The 17,732-nt window shown below is 37.6% G+C and carries 16 protein-coding genes and 1 pseudogene; 5 read left to right on the forward strand and 12 right to left on the reverse strand.

Annotated features, from left to right (window positions below; genetic code table 11):
* Positions 1-183 (forward strand): EF-Tu C-terminal domain-related protein (locus BMX01_RS07340; RefSeq protein ID WP_459551238.1); only part of this gene is annotated, 183 nt, incomplete at its 5' end.
* A gap of 111 nt (positions 184-294) precedes the next feature.
* On the forward strand, positions 295-1,494 hold the full coding sequence (locus BMX01_RS07345) for an alpha 2-3-sialyltransferase (protein WP_074648018.1): 1,200 nt from the start codon (positions 295-297) through the stop codon (positions 1,492-1,494).
* 184 nt (positions 1,495-1,678) lie between these two features.
* Here BMX01_RS07345 and accA read toward each other — a convergent pair whose 3' ends face one another.
* From accA to ompA (BMX01_RS07370), 5 genes and pseudogenes are all read right to left on the reverse strand, one after another.
* Positions 1,679-2,632: an acetyl-CoA carboxylase carboxyl transferase subunit alpha gene (accA, locus tag BMX01_RS07350; protein ID WP_064082366.1), complete on the reverse strand. Its 954-nt coding sequence runs from the start codon at positions 2,630-2,632 to the stop codon at positions 1,679-1,681.
* A 131-nt stretch (positions 2,633-2,763) separates the two neighbouring features.
* On the reverse strand, positions 2,764-4,182 hold the full coding sequence (locus BMX01_RS07355; RefSeq protein WP_064082367.1) for a multicopper oxidase domain-containing protein: 1,419 nt from the start codon (positions 4,180-4,182) through the stop codon (positions 2,764-2,766).
* Positions 4,183-4,188: 6 nt separating this feature from the next.
* The gene (locus tag BMX01_RS07360; protein ID WP_064082368.1) at positions 4,189-4,914 is read right to left on the reverse strand and encodes a 1-acylglycerol-3-phosphate O-acyltransferase; all 726 of its coding nucleotides are present in this window, start codon (positions 4,912-4,914) and stop codon (positions 4,189-4,191) included.
* Positions 4,915-5,116: 202 nt separating this feature from the next.
* Positions 5,117-6,340, reverse strand: coding sequence for a porin OmpA (ompA, locus tag BMX01_RS07365; RefSeq protein WP_074648021.1), 1,224 nt, complete (start codon positions 6,338-6,340; stop codon positions 5,117-5,119).
* A 280-nt stretch (positions 6,341-6,620) separates the two neighbouring features.
* A pseudogene (gene ompA / locus BMX01_RS07370) lies at positions 6,621-7,837 on the reverse strand (porin OmpA).
* 473 nt (positions 7,838-8,310) lie between these two features.
* Between ompA (BMX01_RS07370) and BMX01_RS07375 the strand changes: the two are divergent.
* The 3 genes from BMX01_RS07375 to mnmE all read left to right on the forward strand — a co-directional run bounded on the left by BMX01_RS07375 (position 8,311) and on the right by mnmE (position 12,018).
* Positions 8,311-8,742 (forward strand): PaaI family thioesterase, encoded by a 432-nt coding sequence (locus BMX01_RS07375; protein WP_074648023.1) that lies wholly within the window; start codon positions 8,311-8,313, stop codon positions 8,740-8,742.
* A 143-nt stretch (positions 8,743-8,885) separates the two neighbouring features.
* The gene (gene yidC / locus BMX01_RS07380; RefSeq protein WP_064082370.1) at positions 8,886-10,508 is read left to right on the forward strand and encodes a membrane protein insertase YidC; all 1,623 of its coding nucleotides are present in this window, start codon (positions 8,886-8,888) and stop codon (positions 10,506-10,508) included.
* A gap of 151 nt (positions 10,509-10,659) precedes the next feature.
* Positions 10,660-12,018 carry a tRNA uridine-5-carboxymethylaminomethyl(34) synthesis GTPase MnmE gene (gene mnmE / locus BMX01_RS07385; protein ID WP_064082371.1) on the forward strand — a complete coding sequence of 453 codons (1,359 nt, stop codon included), beginning with the start codon at positions 10,660-10,662 and terminating at the stop codon, positions 12,016-12,018.
* Positions 12,019-12,107: 89 nt separating this feature from the next.
* Here the strand turns inward: mnmE and BMX01_RS07390 are convergent, their stop codons facing one another.
* The 7 genes from BMX01_RS07390 to BMX01_RS07415 form a co-directional block, all read right to left on the reverse strand.
* Complete coding sequence (locus BMX01_RS07390) at positions 12,108-12,707, reverse strand: NAD(P)-dependent oxidoreductase (protein ID WP_064082372.1); 600 nt, start codon at positions 12,705-12,707, stop codon at positions 12,108-12,110.
* Position 12,708: 1 nt separating this feature from the next.
* The gene (hutW, locus tag BMX01_RS07395; RefSeq protein ID WP_064082373.1) at positions 12,709-14,523 is read right to left on the reverse strand and encodes a heme anaerobic degradation radical SAM methyltransferase ChuW/HutW; all 1,815 of its coding nucleotides are present in this window, start codon (positions 14,521-14,523) and stop codon (positions 12,709-12,711) included.
* Positions 14,524-14,633: 110 nt separating this feature from the next.
* The gene (gene lysA / locus BMX01_RS07400; RefSeq protein WP_064082374.1) at positions 14,634-15,887 is read right to left on the reverse strand and encodes a diaminopimelate decarboxylase; all 1,254 of its coding nucleotides are present in this window, start codon (positions 15,885-15,887) and stop codon (positions 14,634-14,636) included.
* A gap of 100 nt (positions 15,888-15,987) precedes the next feature.
* On the reverse strand, positions 15,988-16,086 hold the full coding sequence (lptM, locus tag BMX01_RS07975; protein WP_010944104.1) for an LPS translocon maturation chaperone LptM: 99 nt from the start codon (positions 16,084-16,086) through the stop codon (positions 15,988-15,990).
* A 152-nt stretch (positions 16,087-16,238) separates the two neighbouring features.
* Positions 16,239-16,583 carry a fumarate reductase subunit FrdD gene (gene frdD / locus BMX01_RS07405; RefSeq protein ID WP_010944103.1) on the reverse strand — a complete coding sequence of 115 codons (345 nt, stop codon included), beginning with the start codon at positions 16,581-16,583 and terminating at the stop codon, positions 16,239-16,241.
* 9 nt (positions 16,584-16,592) lie between these two features.
* Positions 16,593-16,979: a fumarate reductase subunit FrdC gene (frdC, locus tag BMX01_RS07410; protein WP_064082375.1), complete on the reverse strand. Its 387-nt coding sequence runs from the start codon at positions 16,977-16,979 to the stop codon at positions 16,593-16,595.
* Positions 16,980-16,987: 8 nt separating this feature from the next.
* Entirely contained in the window at positions 16,988-17,722 is a 735-nt protein-coding gene (locus BMX01_RS07415) for a succinate dehydrogenase/fumarate reductase iron-sulfur subunit (protein WP_010944101.1), read from the reverse strand.
* Between the last annotated feature and the right edge of the window lie 10 nt (positions 17,723-17,732).

The following is a 17,732-nucleotide window of genomic DNA, read 5'->3' on the forward strand; positions in this document are numbered from 1 at the left end:
ACAACGGACGTAACAGGAACGATTGAATTACCTGAAGATGTTGAGATGGTAATGCCTGGTGATAATATCAAGATGACAGTAAGCTTAATTCACCCTATCGCGATGGACGAAGGTCTTCGTTTCGCTATTCGTGAAGGCGGTCGTACTGTAGGTGCCGGCGTTGTTGCGAAAATCATTAAATAATTAGCAATTGCTTATTTTATTTTAAAAGGCGTATCTTGTGATACGCCTATTTCTTTTATATGAAATATGGTTAAAATAACCTATATTTTCTTATTCTTCGTACTTATTTAGATGCTGATTCAACAAAATCTTGAAATTTATCTTGATTATGCAACTATCCCAAGCTTGGCTTATTTTATGCATTTTATTCAACATAAAGATGATGTTGATAGCATTCGTTTATTTGGTCTAGCACGTTTTGATATTCCACAATCAATTATCGATCGCTATCCTGCTAACCATTTGTTCTACCATAACATCGATAATCGTGATCTTACTGCCGTATTAAATCAACTAGCAGACATTCTTGCCCAAGAGAATAAGCGCTTCCAGATCAATCTACATTTAAACCTATTTCACAGCATCGACTTATTTTTTGCCATTTACCCAATCTATCAGCAATATCCACATAAAATTTCAACTATTCAATTACAGCTTTATGATGATGGCTCAGAAGGCATTGTCACCCAGCATTCTTTATGTAAAATAGCCGATCTTGAGCAACTGATTTTGCAACATAAAAATGTATTACTAGAACTGCTTACTAAAGGCACTGCTAACGTGCCTAATCCTACTTTGCTCCGCTATTTATGGAATAACATTATTGATAGCCAATTTCACTTGATTTCTGATCATTTCCTCCAGCATCCTAAATTACAACCGCTAAAACGCTTATTAAAACGTTATACAATTTTAGATTTTACTTGTTATCCTCGCTTTAATGCTGAGCAAAAACAACTCCTCAAAGAAATATTGCATATCTCTAATGAGCTAGAAAACTTATTAAAACTGCTCAAACAGCATAATACTTTTTTATTTACGGGCACAACCGCCTTTAACTTGGATCAAGAAAAACTTGACTTATTAACACAACTACATATTTTGTTGCTTAATGAGCACCAAAATCCCCACTCAACGCATTACATTGGCAATAATTATTTATTACTGATTAAAGGCCACGCAAATAGTCCTGCTTTGAATCATACTTTAGCTTTACATTTTCCTGATGCAATATTCCTGCCTGCTAATATTCCATTTGAGATCTTTGCAATGCTAGGTTTTACGCCCAATAAAATGGGGGGCTTTGCTAGCACTAGCTACATTAATTATCCAACAGAAAATATAAATCATCTGTTCTTCTTAACCTCTGATCAGCCGTCTATTCGAACCAAATGGTTGGATTATGAAAAGCAGTTTGGCTTAATGTATAGTTTATTAGCCATGCAAAAAATCAATGAAGATCAAGCATTTATGTGTACAATACATAATTAAATAAAAAGGCGATTGCTCTTATCAATTCTTGCACTCTCTTACTAATTTGTTCTTTTAACATTATGATCGCTTTGTATATTGGATAGATACAGGATTGCACCATATTCCATCAATCGCAAAGATGAAAAAAGCGGTCACTTTTATCAAAAATTTTAGCAAAAGACCGCTTTATTTGATGATATACTTAAACGTAGCCGTAACTCATTAGACGCTCATAACGGCGTTCTAACAATGCTTCTATGGTGAGGCTATCTAACTCTGCTAAATCAGCTAAAATCTGCTGTTTTAAATTGTGTGCAATTTTAAGCACGTCACGATGCGCACCACCTAATGGTTCATCAACAATACCGTCAATTAAATTAAGTTCCTTTAAACGTTGTGCCGTTAGGCCCATTACTTCTGCCGCCATTGATGCTTTCTCGGCACTTTTCCACAAAATAGAAGCACAACCTTCCGGGGAAATAACGGAATAAGTTGAATATTGCAACATATTTACCTTATCACCAATGCCGATTGCTAATGCACCACCAGAACCACCCTCACCGATTACGGTACAAATGATCGGCACACTTAACTGTGACATTTCCCGTAAATTGCGCGCAATCGCTTCTGCTTGGCCACGTTCTTCTGCTCCGATACCAGGATAAGCGCCCGGTGTATCAATAAAAGTAATGATTGGCATCTTAAAACGTTCTGCCATTTCCATTAGGCGTAAGGCTTTACGATATCCCTCCGGAGCAGGCATACCAAAATTACGTTTTACTTTCTCTTTAGTCACACGGCCTTTTTGATGGCCAATTACCATAACAGGACGACCATCTAAACGCGCAATACCCCCGACAATCGCTTTATCATCTGCAAAAGCACGATCACCGGCTAACTCATCAAATTCAGTAAAAATATGTTCGATATAATCTAAAGTATAAGGACGATTTGGATGGCGAGCCATTCTAGAAACTTGCCACGCATCTAAATTAGCAAAAGTTTTCTTAGTTAATTCTTGGCTTTTATGTTGTAGGCGTTTAATTTCATCTTCAAGATCAATTTTACCGTCTTGCGCACAAACTAAACGCAATGATTCAATTTTTGCTTCTAATTCAGCAATCGGTAATTCAAAGTCTAAATATTCTTGGCTCATATCTAAGTCCTGTTTTTTTTAGAAAATTATGTTTATTTTAACAATGATAGTAACAAAATAGGCATAAAATCCGGTTTTTTTACTATTTTTTCTGCTATTTTATTGACTGATCCGACCGCTTATTCGATCGGCTAAGGTACTACACTAAATTGCCCCATGGCTCCACGATCACGCAACATAAAATCGGATACACCAAAAGTAAAAGGTAACTCTGCCGATGCTAAATGTTCAAAACGCACTAATAATGTCACCGGTTGTTGTGCCTCCAACCAAACGGTATCTTGCCAAGCTAACTGTTTATAAGGTTCTTTTTGCTGATTACGTGTTTCAACAATAAATTTAGCACCTTGTAAGGTAAAACCAACCGCTTCATTGCTAGTCAAATACCAACGTTCGACTGTACCTTGTTTAATCGTAAAATCAATCCGCTTTGGATCAAACCGTTGTTGATTAATTAAATAATCTAGCGGTCGTAGCACAAATTGTCGTTCTTGCGTAATATTCAATTTAAAATCATCTAAATCAAAGGCAGGCAATGTAGGTTGCTTACTAAAGAGGGTTGCCATTCCTTCTGGACGTAATTCCAGAATAACGTTATCTACGAGTTCATCATTATCATTAAATAAACTTTTGGCTTGATAAAGAAGATCACGTTTAGCACCGCTAATCAATGAAACCATATTTCCCTGATTCAAATCAACTAATACTTCGACACGAGCAGAAGGCGCGAGCTGAATTTGTGGCATTTCGACTGGTTTGGCTAACATTCCCATACCAGTAGCAATCAGCAATAAAGGTTGATCATTATCCAAACGTAATTGATAACTGCGGGAAAGAGAAGCATTCACAAGCCGTAACCGCACCCAACCACGTGGCACTGAATGGTAAACATTTTCTTGTCCATTCACAAACAACCGCTTACCCCAAAACTGCTTTTGATTACTATCCAACAGTTGCACACCTGCACCATTCAATAGCTGATCTTGTAACAATAAGGGAATATCATTCACGCCATATTTATTGGGCAGATCCGCTGTTTGTGCTTGCTTATCTTCAATTAACCAGAATCCAGCTAAACCACGATAAAGCTGATGTGCTGAATTTAACATCGTATCAGCGTGATACCAAGCAGTACAAGCTGGCTGATTAACCAAAATAATCGGTGACCAATGACTATGTGCTTTTAAGCTGTGATGAGGGGAACCAACCATATTGGTTGATGCTAATAAACCTTGAATATTCATCGCTACTTCTTGCGATAAATTATTTACATAGCTTAAACGGACCACGTCTCCTCGTTTCACGCGTACAGTCGGTGCCAAGTATTGCCCATTCACGCCCCAAACATCCACTAATTTACCCGCTTCAAACTGCGTCTGTGCAGGACGTAAATCTAATCGAATAGGGCGACCACGTCCAATCTCTAACAATGGCGGAATCATTAGTGGTTTACGCTCAGCAGCGAACAAGCGCTTAGGCATAACCACTAAGCCACCTGCTAGCATCGCACGATTTAATAATTGTCTTCTAGTTAATTTACTATCACGCATAACACTTTATTTCTTATTTTCAATAGCGGCAATTTCAGCATCTAATTCAGCAATTTTAGCCGCCATCATCGTATAACTCTTATCAATCAATTCACGCAAATTTTCGCGGTTATAACCACGAGTATCAATTGGCTCAAGCATTTCACAAATCACTGTACCATTATCCCAACGATTAAGATCAACTTTATTATGCAAATTAGAACAAACAATGGGTACAATCGGCAAACCTGCTGTAATTGCGGTGTGAAATGCCCCAGTTTTAAATGGCAATAAACCACGCCCACGGCTACGCGTTCCTTCTGGAAACATCCAAATCGAGATTTGCCGTTCATGAATAATCTTTATTACTTTACTCATCGTGTTAATAGCACTGCTACGTTTTTGTCGATCAATAAAAATATTACCGGTTGCCCAATAAGCAAGGCCAAAAAAAGGTAACCAAATCAAACTTTTCTTGCCAATTGTTACTGTGCGTAATGGCACCATGCCAGCAATCGTTAACATATCATAATTATTTTGGTGATTAGCAATATAGATAGCCTGCTGATTAAAACTAGCGCGAGAACGATAAATCACTCTTAACCCGACCAACCGATGCATTGTGGCATACAACTTTGCTATTTGACTGACAGAATTAGGATGACGTAAGCGAATAAAAGCGTATAAAGCACCAAACAATGAAATAATAATAGCGGTAGTTGCCACCAACAAAATACGAATAAGTTTTAACATAACCAACCTTATTTTAAATATACCACCAGAAATATACTGATAGATAACCAACGATATTAGCCAAATATCACTAATGCAATAGAAATGTGCGAAGTATAGCAAAATTTAGCTGATTTCGCCCTAATTCACCCGCTTGTTTTTGGCTTTGCCATAAAAAAACCACGCTCGCAAGCGTGGTTTATCTCTTACATTCGCTACAATATTACATTGTAATTTGTTTAGTACCTTGTACTTGAACTTCTACGCGACGATCAGGTGCTAAACAAGCGATTAATTGTTTACGACCTTTTACTGCGTCACAAGTGTTACCTGTGATTGGGTTTGCTTCACCGTAACCCACTGCAGCTACTGATGCTGGGTTTTGACCTTTAGCAACTAAATAGTTTGCAACTATTTCTGCACGACGTTGTGACAGTTTTAAGTTTGCTTCTTCTTTACCAATACGGTCAGTATAACCATTTACTTGGATTGCTGGAGTAGCTAAACCTAGATTAACAATTTCAGCATTAGTTGCATCTAACACTTGTGCTGCTTCTTGTTTTAAATCTGCTTTAGCAAAATCAAATAATACATCTGAGCTAAATGCAAAGTTTTTAGATACAACTTCTGGCTCTGCTACAGGTGTTGGCTCGTCCATCATCATTTGCGCGCCTTGACCAAAGCGGTATGATAAACCAGCAGATACTGAGTGCATATCTGGAGAATATTTACCTACCATATCATTAGTTTTATATGCTTTCTTGATTGCTTTACCTAAATTACCTACTCTATTTAAGTATTGGTATTCAACACGTAAAGCTAATTCTGGAATGATAGCATACTCAAAACCAGCGCCTAAAATTAAAGATGGTTTTACATCATATACTCTATTTTTAACTTTTTCTGTCTTATTATTGGCCGCTTTTTTCTTAGGTTTAACACTATAATCGTTACGTGCTAATCCAATACCTACTTTTGCATAAGCATCTAAATCAGGTAAAAGTTCATAGCTTGGTTTTAAGCTAAAATTAACACCGTGTGCTGTATGTCTTACTACATATTCTTCATTATTATCGGTTGCTCTATCTTTCATAGCGCTAACTACAGGAAATTGAATGCTCTCTTTTTCTGCATGTTTAAATTTCGCACTTAGTTGGCCATAATAGTCATAACCTAATTCAGCCGCTAAACCTGCTTTATTTTGATTAAAAATTTGATAGCCTGCGAACACACCATAAGTTACTGAATCACGTCTAATATTTAATTTTCCTTCTTTCATAACAGTAGGATGTTTACGATTTTTATATTTATTATCGAATTGGTTAATACCTCTATGGAAGCTTGCCCAACCCGCTTTAGCACCCACATAAAAAGTATCCGCTTGTGGCGCAGCAGTCGCTACAGCTGTTGCTGATAATACAGCTAATGTAACTAATGTTTTTTTCATTTTAATTTTCCTCTAAGAGAATTGAATTGTTTGAATTATTCATTCTAAGATAATCAATGGCAACATTGACTATACCCACCTACTTTTTTAAAGTTAGTATAATAAATTTTCCATTTATTTACACTTTTTTTATTCTAACAGAGAAAAATATAAAAAGACAATATAAATGCCAATCTCAGTTTAAAAAATATGCAAATAAAAACATATCAATGTATAATTTGCAAAATAAAAAAGCCCATACGTTAAGTATGGGCTTAATATTGTGACTGAAAATGACCGATTACATTGTTACTTCTTTAGTGCCTTGTACTTGAACTTCTACACGACGATCAGGTGCTAAACAAACGATTAATTGTTTACGACCTTTTACTGCATCACAAGTGTTACCTGTGATTGGGTTCGCTTCACTTCACCATAACCAACTGCATTGATTGATACTGGGTTTTGACCTTTAGCGACTAAGTAGTTTGCTACAGTTTCTGCACGACGTTGTGACAGTTTTAAGTTTACATCACCACTACCAATACGGTCAGTATAACCATTCACTTGGATTGCTGGTGTCGCTAGACCTAAATTAACGATTTCCGTATTAGTTGCGTCTAACACCTGTGCAGCTTCCTGTTTCAAATCTGCTTTAGCAAAATCAAATAATACATCCGAGCTAAACGCAAAGTTTTTAGATACGACTTCTGGCTCTACTACTACAGGTGTTGATTCAATTTTCCCACCTTGACCAAAGCGATATGATAACCCTACAGAAACAGAATGTATATCTGGCGCATAAGCACGTGATGTTGAGATATCTTTAGCTTGCATTGCTTTATGTAAATTACCCGCTTTATTTAGGTATTGATACTCTGTACGAAGCGCTAATTCTGGTGTAATTGCATATTCAACACCCGCGCCTAATAATAAAGAAGGCTTAAGTGTGTGTAACTTAGTTTCGTCTTTAACGTGCTGATTTTTACTTTGAAGATCTAAAATAAATTTATAATCATTACGCACTAATCCCATACCAACTTTACCATATACATCTAAGTTAGGTAGAATCTCATAGCTCGGTTTTAAGCTTAAATTTGCGCCATGTGCAGTATGTTTAAATTGACGATTTAAGTCGCCTTTAGGCTTAGGTTTATGAATAGGGGGTCTTGGTCCTATAAGAGTAGGAACATCTAACGCTACTTTATTTTGGCTACTGCCTTTCATTTGACCATAGTAGTCATAGCCTAATTCAAGCGCTAAACCCATTTTATTTTGATTAAAAATTTGGTAACCACCAAAAACACCATAGGTCACCGAATTACGGTGAATGCCCCAGGTAGTGAACTCCGGATTATAACGTTTATCATTTTGATATTTACTATCAAATTGATTAATATCTTTATGTGTGCTTGCCCAACCTGCTTTTGCCCCTAAATAAAAGGTATTGGAATCTGGTGCAGCAAATGCTGCGCTTGTAGCAGATAATACGGCTAATGTGACTAATGTTTTTTTCATTTTGATACTCCTCTAGATAGCCATCTTTAAAAGATAAGTAACCTTAATAAATTAGCTATTAAAGTGTTAATTGATATACTTCCCGTTAAAAGAAAGATCGTTAATTACCGAATACTGTCTAAAATCAAAAAAATTGAAATTGAGATAAATTTGTATTCATAATAACAACACACTCTTGTTCCTTAAATAAAAACAAGAATGCATTCATTATCAAAGTTAGCCCCTATAAAAGCAAGCCTATTAACCGGTAAAAACTGTAATAAAACGTATAAAATCATACAGTTACACGCCATTTCTGTAAAAATGACCTTTCATTAATTATTTTTTACACAACACTTTCAAATAACAAAAATAAACAAAAAATGGCCTGCATTAATTGACTATTTATTGACTTTCTATACCCAAAATGACTAACCAAGCTAACTGAACTAAAATATAATACGTTTTCAATGAGTGAATTAAGGTAAATAAGCGTGAAAATCTGGAAACAAACTGCCACGGCACAACAATTAACCGCATTATGTCAAAATTGTGCGGTAGGTCATCTAAGAATTGAATTTATTGCAATAGGAGATAATTGGTTAGAAGCGCAGTTAACAGTCAATGAAAAAACAATGCAACCATTCGGTGTATTACATGGCGGTATTTCAGCCGCATTAGCTGAAACTACAGCAAATGCTGGTTCACTGCTAACGTGTGAAGCGCATCAAATGGCGGTTGGTATGGAATTAAATATTAGCCATTTAAAATCCGTGCCATATGGTCAAACAGTCATTGCGCGAGCTTATCCCGTGAAAATTGGCAGAGAAATACAAGTATGGCAAGTTGATATCAAAGATGAAAGCGGTCATTTATGTGCAGTTGCACGGCTTTCCACTAAAATACTTAATAAAAATAAACACTAAATGGGTAATATTACACAAAACTTTGCAAATTTATCCTAAATCCAACCGCTATTGATTAAAAGGCGGTTGGCTATCCTGACAAGCTATTATAAAATGCTTTTCTTTTTATCTATTTCTTTCATTAACTCAAGAGAAATTCCATTATGAATTCAAATCGTAGTTTATTGGTAATGGGCTTGCTATTAGTTTCATTCCTGATTTTCACTCAGTGGCAACAGGATTTTAACCCTGAAATTCAGGCACAGAAGCAGGCTCAACAACAAGCTCAGCAACAATCAAGTGATGTCCCGCACGCAACTAACACTGCGAACGCGATCACAGAACATATGACAAAAGGTAAAACAATTACCGTAGAAAGTGATGTTTTACGGTTAGTCATTGATACTTTAGGTGGAGATGTAATTGAATCCGATTTATTAGCGCATAAAGCAAGCTTAGATTCTACTGATCCACTCAAATTATTAACGACCGAAGGGCTAATTTATACTGCTCAAAGTGGCTTAGTCGGCAAAAATGGCATTGATACGCACACTGGTCGTGCACCATATCAGGTTACACAAGATCACTTTACGTTAGCCAAAGGTCAAAATGAAATTGTTGTACCTATGACTTTTGAACAAGATGGTGTGATATATACCAAAACTTTCACACTAAAACGTGGTAGTTATGATGTTGCGGTAAGTTTCGATATTCAAAATAACAGTGCGAACACTATTGAAGTCCAACCTTACGGTCAAATTAAACATTCATTACTGGATAGTTCTGGTAACCTTGCAATGCCAACCTATACCGGCGGTGCCTATTCTTCTTCTGAAACAAACTATAAAAAATATAGTTTTGATGAGATGACAAAAGCAAATTTAAATATTGATACTAAAGGTGGCTGGGTCTCTCTATTACAACATTATTTTGTTTCTGCTTGGGTGCCAAATCAAGAGGCAAGCAATACCCTTTACTCTCGCACCCATAATGGCGTTGCCACTATTGGTTATCGCGGTCCGATTACCACAGTAACACCGAATACAAAAACGACTATTACTAGCCAATTATGGACCGGTCCAAAAGATCAAAAAGAAATGGCACAAGCGGCTACTCACTTAGAGTTAACCGTAGATTATGGTTGGGCATGGTTTATTGCTAAGCCGTTATTCTGGTTGCTTACTTTTATCCACAGTATTATCGGCAACTGGGGATTAGCCATTATGGGGGTTACCCTTGTAGTAAAAAGTTTGCTCTATCCGCTCACTAAAGCACAATATACTTCAATGGCAAAAATGCGTATGTTACAGCCAAAATTGCAAGAACTACGCGAACGTTATGGCGACGATCGCCAACAAATGAGCCAAGAAATGATGAAGTTATATAAACAAGAAAAGGTCAATCCAATGGGTGGTTGCTTACCGCTTATACTACAGATGCCTATCTTCATCGCTTTATATTGGACATTTATGGAAGCGGTTGAATTACGCCACGCGCCATTCTTTGGTTGGATTCAAGACTTATCAGAACAAGATCCTTATTATATTTTCCCAGTATTAATGGGATTATCCATGTTCTTATTGCAAAAAATGTCGCCAACTGCGGTAGCCGATCCAACACAGCTAAAAGTGATGACCTTTATGCCGGTTATCTTTACCGTCTTCTTCTTATGGTTCCCATCAGGACTCGTCCTTTATTGGTTAACCTCTAACTGTATTACTATTGTACAACAATGGCTTATCTACCGTAACCTTGAGAAAAAAGGTTTACATACTCGTAAGAAATAAAGCTGAGTTTTAAGCTATCAAGCACCGTTAGCCATACGGTGCTTTTTTATTTTTATGCTATGATAACTCAATACCAAGCGGTCTATAATTAGTAATATCGGGTAAAAAACTAGCCAAACAAACGGCTTCTTTAACTCATCAAGGATACCAAATGAAAGAAACAATTGTGGCACAAGCCACACCCATTGGACGAGGTGGAGTCGGTATTTTAAGGGTATCGGGTCCACTTGCTCAACAAGTCGCCCAAGAGATACTAGGCAAAACATTAACACCACGATTAGCCCACTATTTACCATTCAAAGATAACGATGGCGAGATATTAGATCAAGGCATTGCCTTATTTTTTAAAGCTCCTAATTCCTTCACAGGTGAAGATGTTTTAGAGCTACAAGGACACGGCGGCCAAGTTATTTTAGATCTGTTACTGAAACGTATTTTGACGATCAACGGCATACGAATTGCCCGTGCCGGTGAGTTCTCTGAGCAAGCCTTTTTAAATGATAAACTCGATTTAGCACAAGCAGAAGCAATTGCAGATTTAATCGATGCCACCAGCGAACAAGCGGCCCGTTCCGCGTTAAAATCGCTACAAGGTGAATTTTCCAACAAAATCAATCAGCTTGTTGATCAAGTGATTTATTTACGCACTTATGTAGAAGCTGCGATTGATTTCCCTGATGAAGAAATTGATTTTTTAGCTGATGGTAAAATTGAGCGACATTTAAACGATATTATCCACCAATTAGCAGCCGTACGCCAAGAAGCAAAACAAGGCTCGATTTTACGTGAGGGAATGAAAGCGGTTATTGCTGGGCGTCCAAATGCAGGTAAATCAAGTTTATTAAATGCATTAGCGGGCAGAGAAGCGGCTATCGTAACCAACATTGCTGGCACAACACGTGATGTATTACATGAACATATTCATTTAGATGGAATGCCATTGCATATTATTGATACAGCGGGTTTGCGTGAAGCAAGTGATGAAGTTGAAAAAATCGGGATTCAACGAGCGTGGAATGAAATTGCTGCTGCCGATCACGTTTTATTAATGATTGATAGCACAGAACAGTCCGCTTATGCATTTAAAACAGAATGGGCAGAATTCCTCGCTAAATTACCACCCAAAATGCCGATTACGATTATCCGCAATAAAGTCGATTTATCCGGGGAACCGGAAGGTTTAACACAGCTCGACGGATTCACTCTGATTCGTTTATCGGCACAAACCAAAATTGGCGTAGATGTATTACGTGAACATTTAAAAACCTCAATGGGCTATCAAAGTTCAACTGAAGGAGGGTTCCTTGCTCGACGTCGGCATTTACAAGCATTAGAAACAGCCGCTAAACATTTAACGCAAGGTCATATTCAACTGACACAATTTTTTGCTGGTGAACTACTAGCGGAAGAATTACGTCTAGTACAAAATGCATTAAGTGAAATTACGGGACAATTTACTTCTGATGATTTACTTGGCAATATTTTTAGCTCATTTTGCATTGGTAAATAACCGCTTACTTGCTAGCTAAAATAAGCGGTCTAATTAAGCTCAATCTTAGCAAAAGATTACGCTAACTAGACCACCTATGCTAATACCGTTTATTGTGTTACCGAGAAAATCTGATGCTGAACATCATTTCGATCTAATATACTTAATACCGCATTCGCCAAAGCCTTACGGCTCATATAACGTTCAGGTAATTGTTTTGTATCACTTAGCGTAAAAGTATCGCCTTGTTCGGTATTTAACCCACATGGGCGTAAAATCGTCCAATTTAACCCGCTTGCACGTAATACCTCTTCTGCGACTGTTTTTTCTGCTAATGCTTCACCTAAAAATTGCTTGACTGAAGCAGGCAATTCATCAAATTGTTCACCACAGCCCATACTGGTCACAAAAATAAAGCGAGCGGTTGGTGCGCATTTTTTAATAGCATTGATAATATTGATATTACCCGTGGCATCACTACGTACACCGTCTTTTTTACCACCAATAAAACTAATCACTACACGTGGTTTAGTCTGAGTGATCACCGCTTCACATTCGGCTTGGTTCATTACATCGGCAATGACTGTTTGCCGTTCACTAAAAAAGGGATCTTCCGAGGGCTGGCGTAATACGGAAACAATTTGCCGTCCAACCGCTTGTGTCAGTAACTGACGACCCGCTAAGCCATTTGCTCCAAATAGTAAAACCATATTAGCCCTTAATTAATTGACGCATAAAATCAATTTGATTCTGACGTAAATTACGCTCTACATCACGGCCAACAAAGATTTTAAACATTGCACCACCTTGATGATTGACAAAGTTTAATGACACGGTGTGTTTACCCATAAATGGACGTTCAAGCAAATAAATAGCCGCACAATTTTCATAACGTAAATGACCATGTACACCGCCTTCATGGGTATGATCAAAATTATAAACACCACGCCCAATTTGACCGCTTGGTAATTTACCAGTCACTTCTACTATAGCATCTGCCGTATGTGCAATAAATGTTACCGCATCTTCTAACGTGGCTAATGCCTGCATAATTTCAACAAAACGGCTACCGTCTGTTTTTGTGATCATTTCTTGTGGTAAACAGCTAATTACTTCTTCAAAGCTACATTGCTTCATACCTGCTACCATCTCTAAAATTTGGCCTGGATTTTCTGCAAGTGATTGACGTAATTCTGCTAATTGTTGTTCGCTTAATTTAACCATTTTATGTTCCTTTTCATCGTGTGTTGGTAAAGTGAGCATTAATTTACGAATTAATGTAGGTGACCAATAACGCCCACTTATATTTAAGCATGCAATGCCATTAGCATCAATGTTTAATAGTGATAATTGTTGCCATTGCATTAACAATTTCATCGCTTTGGAGTTATCTCTAAATAATTTAATATCCAGATAACCAAGCTCTAAATCATGTTGTACTATGCCTAATAATTGTTTATTTGGCCCTTGTTTACTTAAATAAGACAACGCTTTTTTATCTGCTGGCGTATCTAAATAGGTTTGTAAAGTCGTATCGACTTGAAAACTATAACCACCAAAATTACCGCCTGCTCCCGAGCCAAATGCCAAACACGGCATATTTGATTTAACTAAAGTATTATAACAATTTCGCTCGCCTCTACCTGGAAAAGCAAAGTGATTATTACTCACTTGTGTCCAACCCGCTTGTTGTAAATTTTCCACCGCATAAGCATAATGTTGAGCTTGTACTTCAAAGCTAGCCGCCGGTGGTAATGTGCCGTGTTCAATCATTTTATTGATCGGCAAAAACGGATAATTATTAAATGCGTAAATATCCAAACCTGACAAAGGTAAACCACTGGCAACGTTAATATCATTTGCCCACACTTCATCCGTTTGATTCGGTAAGCCAAAAATTAAATCCGCCACAATTACCGCATCTAATTCACATAACGCTTGTAAATAAGCATACGCTTCTTCACCGCTATGTTTACGGCCTAAACGTTTACGAATCGCAGAATTAAATGTTTGTACCCCGATCGAAATGCGATTAACGCCGGCTTCAACGCAAGCACGTGCTTTTTCAATATCAAAATGACTAATACGGCCTTCTAAGGTAAATTCACAATCTGTTGCAAGCGGTAAATATTGATAACACGCTTTAATTAAACGGACTAAATCTTCTGTCGCTAATGCCGTTGGCGTACCGCCACCAAAATACACCGCTTGAATCTTGCCATTTCCTTGGCGAATTGAAGCTTCGTAAGCAAGTTCTTCAATCAATTTATCGGTATAAACTTTACTATAGTCTTCTTTCCAAGCATTTCGATAAAAACCACAGAAAATACAATGACTAGCACAAAATGGGATATGAAAATAAGCTAAACCATCCTCTTTTAATACATTAATTGCCGCTTGTTGCCAACATTGTTGCCATTCTGCTTGAGGTATAGCTTCTCCCTCCCATACGGGCATTAAGGCTTGACGTTCAGGGAAGGCGTTGGGTTGTGCTTGAGTTGCTTTCCAAGGTATTGTTGTAATCATATTCGCTCACTTACATTCTTCAAAAAGAGGAATTTACTTTATACCTAATTCATTTTTAACTGATATTGATTTTTATCAACTTATGTTGAGTTAAGACAGGCTACCGCTATTTAGTCAGTAATACACTTCTCATTTCGCCATAATTCAGTAAAATCTGACCGCCTCTTAATCAAATGGCTAGTTGCACCGTCCACCATAATTTCAACCGCTTGTGGTCGTGAATTATAAGTAGATGACATTGAAGCTCCATAGGCACCTGCTGAATATACCGCCAGTAAATCCCCTTCAGCAATGGCTAATATTCTTGCTTTACCTAAAAAATCAGCGGTTTCACAAATAGGGCCGACTACCTCATATTGTTGTTCAACTCGCTTTAAGGATTGATCCACTTCACTAATATGCATATACGCATCATATAATGCCGGCCGTAACAGATCATTCATACCCGTATCGACAATCGCAAAATGGCGATCTTCATTGCTTTTAAGATATTCAACTTTGGTCACTAAAATACCCGCATCAGCAGTAATGGCACGCCCCGGCTCAAGAATAATCTCCAACTCCGGATAATGAGCAAATTTAGCTAATAAAGCACGTACATATTCCGCCGGCTGAGGCGGTGTTTCAGTATGGTATACAACGCCTAAACCGCCACCTAAATCTAAATGACTTAAACGGATACCGTCGCGATAAAGTTGTTCAAGCAAGACAATTAAACGATCAGCCGCATCGAGAAAAGGTTGCAATTCCGTTAATTGTGAACCGATATGGCAATCCAAACCAACGACTTGAATATGAGGTAAACGACTAGCTAATTGATAAACCTCCCGCGCCTGCTGGACACTAATGCCAAATTTATTTTCTTTTAGACCGGTTGAAATATAAGGGTGAGTTCCCGCATCAACGTCAGGATTAACCCGTAACGAAATAGTCGCTATTTCGCCTAATTCGCCCGCGATTTGATTAATGCGATGCAATTCTGCGACCGACTCAACATTAAAACAACGAATACCGACCGCTAACGCCCGGCGAATTTCTATATGTGATTTGGCAACACCTGAAAAAACGATTTTGGCTGGATCACCCCCTGCAGCTAATACGCGTTCTAATTCACCTTGAGAAACAATATCAAAACCTGAACCTAGTTTTGCCATAACATTTAAAACCGCCAAATTTGGGTTGGATTTAACCGCAAAACAAATTAAGTGAGGCCGATCACCAAAAGCTTCATCAAACGCGCGCCAACGCTGTTCTAAAGTCGCACGAGAATAGATATATGCTGGTGTACCATATTGTGTCGCAAGCGCTTTCACTGCAACCTTTTCCGCAAAAAGCTGATGATATTTATAAGTAAAATGATTCATAGCAAGTCCGTTTGATTTGATACTGCAAAAGTCCACAAAAAAGCGGTCATATTTTGTCACTATATTACAAATACCTGACCATTAATTGATTAAAACCTGATCACGTTGTTTGCTCGGTTGGAAAATATAATGGACCTTTTACCGCACAGGCAGTTAAAGCAACACTTGCGAACAAAACAGTAAAAATAAATTTTTTCATAACAACCTTTATTATTGATTAAGAAATCACATTAAAAAACCGATTCTATGCCACAAATAACAATCAATCCATTTATTTTGACAACAAAAAAGCTATCTTAGACAGATAGCTTTTGATTTATTACATTATAGTTTAAACCCTATAATTATGGGCTAAAGTGCAATCACCGCAAATAACACAACGATCGAGTAAAGTGTCGATAAACCATAAAATAGCCAACCCGATGCAGGTAAATGAATTTTGAGATCATGTAACCCGTGATGAACGCGGTGCATACCTGCCCACATCGGAAAAATGGTGACCGCTAGAATAACTAATTTACCTAACCAAGTATGCGCAAACACAATGATATTATCCATCGGAATCAGCCCAAGCGGTAATAATATTCCTAAAATTAAAATTAACACCGGAAAACAAATTGCACTAATAGTACCGCCTGCACTAAACATTAGCCATACAGGTGGCTCATTTGAACGCTTTGGATCTTGTTTGTTCATAACCTTCTCCTAAATATAAACCAAAACTAATGCAAGCAAGCTAACTAAACCCGTTATTGCCCAAAGTGCATTTTTCAAGATATTTGGATTTAGTCGTTCGTTTTTAACCACAATCGTCAACACTTGTGGCGTCATTACATATAAAGTCGCTGCGTGATACAACAATCCAGCCAAGCTGATAATATTTAAAATAACCACGAGCGGGTTTTGTAAAAAACTAATAAAGTTTTCAATATGCCGTCCACCAAGGCTAATCACACCATAAAGCAAGACTAAACAAAACCAAATAGTCGCAATACACGTCGCTTCACGTATCATATACATTCTGTAGAAATCAAGTTTAGTCCACCAATTTGCTTTCATTTCTCGTACATATGCTTTGCGTTTCGTTGTCATACTTCCTCCTAGCCTTTCGGTTTTAACATTGAGATCACGTAATCTTTGGCACTTTCTAATTTGCCTTGGTTAATCGCAGAAGCAGGCCCTACATGTTTTGGACACACTTCTGAACAATACCCCACGAAAGTACAACTCCAAACACCATTTTTTGAGTTAAGCAGTTTCATTCTTTGCTCAACGCCATTATCACGATTATCTAAGTTATAACGGTGCGCTAAAGTGATTGCAGCAGGACCAATAAACTCTGGATTCAAACCAAATTGCGGGCAAGCGGCATAACATAAGCCACAATTAATACACATTGAAAATTGACGGTATTTTTCTAATTGCGCCGGAGTTTGTTTAGCGCGCTGACCTTCCGGTGTTTTATTATCAATCACGTAAGGCTTAATCGCTTCAATTGAGTCAATAAAATGGCTTAAATCAACCACTAAATCACGCTCAATTGGGAAGTTAGCTAACGGTTCAATCCGCATAAAACCACTATAGTCACGTAAGAATGTTTTACACGCTAATTTAGGTTTGCCATTTACCATCATACCGCAAGATCCACAAATTGCCATTCGACAAGACCAACGATAAGAAAGCTCTGGCTCAAGTTCATCTTTAATATAACCAAGCGCATCTAATAATGACGTTTGGCTATCAAAAGGTACTTCATATTTATCTAAATGTGGTTCGCAATCTATTTCTGGATTATAACGAAGCACTTCAATAGTCATTTTACTTAAAGTTGCCATTTTATTGCTC

This window comes from [Haemophilus] ducreyi, from assembly GCF_900109315.1.
GTDB lineage: Bacteria > Pseudomonadota > Gammaproteobacteria > Enterobacterales > Pasteurellaceae > Haemophilus_B > Haemophilus_B ducreyi.